At 55.9% G+C, this 1,982-nt stretch carries 2 protein-coding genes; both read right to left on the bottom strand.

What is annotated here, in order from left to right; translation table 11 throughout:
- Positions 1-259 precede the first annotated feature (259 nt).
- Complete coding sequence (locus tag RISK_RS10305; RefSeq protein WP_047814221.1) at positions 260-748, bottom strand: hypothetical protein; 489 nt, start codon at positions 746-748, stop codon at positions 260-262.
- A 424-nt stretch (positions 749-1,172) separates the two neighbouring features.
- Positions 1,173-1,826, bottom strand: a complete 654-nt coding sequence (locus tag RISK_RS31485) for a hypothetical protein (RefSeq protein ID WP_150122547.1) — start codon at positions 1,824-1,826, stop codon at positions 1,173-1,175.
- Positions 1,827-1,982 lie beyond the last annotated feature (156 nt).

The raw sequence follows: 1,982 nt of genomic DNA, 5'->3' as shown, positions 1-1,982 counted from the left end.
GGCGCCGGTTTCGAAAACGAGTGCGAGTACCGGGCTGCGCCCTGAGTACGAGAACGAGTTATGTGCAATGGCTTTGGGTGGATGGCACCGTGCGGCCGTACGCGAGCCTGGATCGAGCGCACCGATCACCACGGACGACGGAGCGTGAGGTTTCAATCGAATGCGGAACACCAGCGATAACCGGCCAATTTGGTCGTAGCGGAGGCGGTGTGAATAGCCGAAGGCAACACCGACGTAGCGGAGAGCATATTACTCCGGTTTATCGCAAGTCGTTATCCGCTGTGCTCGGGCAGATCCGGAACGACAGTGATTCCAGCTCCACAACTGCCTGGAAGGCGAGTACGGCCAATGCCGATAGCGCTGCGGAGATCACTGCAGGGCCACCGCCGTAAGTAACCGTTGTCATCTGGAGAACACTACTGTCAACAATCTCACCGTGGTTGAAGCTGAAGCCCACCAACATTGGCAGCAAGAACACAAGTGAGCTTAAACGCCCCCAGATCCGATGTTCGCTCGGAACGACAGCGCCGCGGGAAAGTAAATTGCGAACAAGGCTCCAGATCCGCTTCAAGCAGACGATGGAGACAACACCCCCAATCAGCGCACCTGCACCACGCAGGTCAATCGCGGACAGTGTCACTCCGACGTCGCGGTCCCATGTCGTTTCGTATCTCCAGCACGTCACACAAGCCAATGCGGCGTAGCCCTGGGTGATCGCAGCGACCTTCAGTTCCGTTGTCAGATTCATTGCAGTCAGATGACGAAAAGGTCACTGGGTGAGGGCGTTCTGGAAAGTTTGAAATCGGGAGAGGGACTGGCGCCCTTGCTCCGCTGCACCGAATTGTTCCGCCTCCGAACCGGCAGTCAGCGCAAGTTCGTCTGAGCAGGAGCGTGCATTGTAGCAGCCGTGTGCGAGCATCGGATCGACGATGGGCAACGGCATGGAGTGCCGCGTTCGGGTTGGCGTTCGAACACGGGATTGCGAGCACTAGAGATTCGAGTCTGAGTGAATCGCGCATCGGGATCACTGGCCTGGATCGAACGCACCGATCACCGCGGACGACGGAGCGTGAGGTTTCAATCGACTGCCGAACGATAGCGACAACCGCGTCGGCCAGATTAACGCTTGGATGACCGCAAAACGTCGTGGCCGTCTGCGGTTGATCGCTTAATTATGCCTCGCTGACTACAGGCGATGAACCACTTCGATGTGAAAACAATCGGCGAATGCCGTACCCAAACCAAGAAATGATCCATAGCAGTTGAATTGGCGATACCGCTGTTCCGGATGCAAAATGTTGCATGTTACCGGAAAGCGTCGTCGGCAACTCGATTAAATGATGTTGAGGCGGTGGAAGTGTTCCATCTCTCGCAGAATAAATGAATCGTAGCAATGCCCCGACGTACTCAGCATCACGCGGGTTCGCGGGCGACATGCGTAGTAGCTTAGAAAGTGAATCCTTGTCCAAGCTTGACGTTTGATTGCCCGCGACAATCGTCAATTGCTCAAGGTCTAGAGTTGCTTCACCTTGGTTCGGAACGCGGTGGAACATCTCCCATTCGATTCGTAACTCCGTGTAGTGCGGACAAGTGTGCCCCCATAACATGAACCTCGGCGAAGTATTGCCCTCAATGCGGAGTGATCCAGAAGTGTCGTTCGCCGCATCTGGCCAAATATGAAACGAGGCGCCGAACCAATGTGAAATCACACCAGTCCCAGCACCGGCGCCTCCCCCTGTTGAACCAAACGCCAGGAAGGAGATAGCGAAGAAGCCGATCAAGAGAATCGCCACCCACTTTCCAAGCTGTATTAGGCGATCAATCATGTTGGCATAACGTCTGGGGTTTGCGAGCCGGGACGGTTGATGTTCTATAGCCAAGCGTTCGCAGGCCTAAGCAGGTACGCAGGTGTCATCGGGTATGTGAGCCGTTGGCGTTAGCCACGGTTTTCACGCGCAACCGGGGCTAACGCCCAAACGGCT

This window comes from Rhodopirellula islandica, from assembly GCF_001027925.1.
GTDB classification, from domain to species: domain Bacteria; phylum Planctomycetota; class Planctomycetia; order Pirellulales; family Pirellulaceae; genus Rhodopirellula; species Rhodopirellula islandica.
Note: the sequence above shows the minus strand (reverse complement) of the source record. Positions and strands in the feature narration are given on the sequence as shown.